This is a genomic window from Sphingomonas azotifigens NBRC 15497 (assembly GCF_002091475.1).
Classification (GTDB): domain Bacteria; phylum Pseudomonadota; class Alphaproteobacteria; order Sphingomonadales; family Sphingomonadaceae; genus Sphingomonas; species Sphingomonas azotifigens.
Window position 1 is genome coordinate 1 of sequence record NZ_BCTR01000142.1, and the last position, 985, is coordinate 985.

2 protein-coding genes are annotated in these 985 nt (G+C 68.9%); both read left to right on the top strand.

The features are described 5' to 3' along the window. Positions 1-731 (top strand): ArdC family protein (locus SAZ01S_RS23290; RefSeq protein ID WP_139810227.1); only part of this gene is annotated, 731 nt, incomplete at its 5' end. Then, positions 728-931: a sigma factor-like helix-turn-helix DNA-binding protein gene (locus SAZ01S_RS23295; RefSeq protein ID WP_084584702.1), complete on the top strand. Its 204-nt coding sequence runs from the start codon at positions 728-730 to the stop codon at positions 929-931. The genes SAZ01S_RS23290 and SAZ01S_RS23295, both read left to right, overlap by 4 nt. Positions 932-985 lie beyond the last annotated feature (54 nt).

A 985-nucleotide genomic window follows, 5' to 3' on the forward strand; every position in this document is an offset into this window, starting at 1 on the left:
TCCTCTGGGCGGCGGTCATCGAGGGGCGCTATGCCTCGCAGCGCTGGCTGACCTTTCGGCAGGCCCAGGCAGCCGGCGGCAGCGTGCGGCGCGGCGAGCGGGGGACGACGATCTGCTACGCGGATCGCTTCACGCCGAAGGACGAGGCCGAGCGAGCGCGGGACGAGGATCGCGAGGCGCGGCAGCTGGCATTTCTCAAGCGCTTCACCGTGTTCAACGTCGACCAGTGCGAGGGGCTGCCGGAGCGGTTGGCGGCGGTGGAGCAGGCCGCGCCGGTGCCCGAGGCCGACCGCATTCCCGCCGCGCACGCGGTGATGGAAGCATGTGGTGCCGATATCCGGATCGGTGGCGGCGAGGCCTATTATAGCCCCGGCGGCGACTATGTCGCGGTGCCCCCGCAGCTGGCCTTTTACGACCGCATCAACTGGTATCGCACCGTGCTGCACGAGCTGGGGCACTGGACCGGGCATCGTTCGCGGCTGGATCGCGACCAGTCGGGCGAATTCGGCAGCGCGGCCTATAGTCGGGAAGAGCTGGTCGCCGAGATGACCAGCGCGTTCACCTGCGCGTCGTTGGCGATCCGGCCGACCGTGCGGCACGCCGATTATGTCGGTAGCTGGCTGGCGGTGTTGCGCGAGGATGAAAAGGCAATCTTCCGGGCGGCGAGCGCTGCCAGCAAGGCGGCCGATCACCTCCTTGGGTTCGTCTCAAACGACGAGGCGGGGCAATGATGCGCTGGTTTCGACTGCGGCGGATGCGTCGCGCCTTTCGTGCCCTTCCCGAGCGGGACCGGGCGATCTTCGGATCGGTGCGGTTCGACGATTGCGACTACGTCGAAGCGGCCCAGCGGCATGGCTGCACGGTGGAAGAGGTCGAGCAAACCGTCGCCCGCGTGCTGATCGCGCTCGGTCGTGCAGAGCGGGGCGGTTAGCCATGAGCGATGCGGCACCTCGCCCGGGGGTTCCGGGCGAGGTGTACGCCGCGG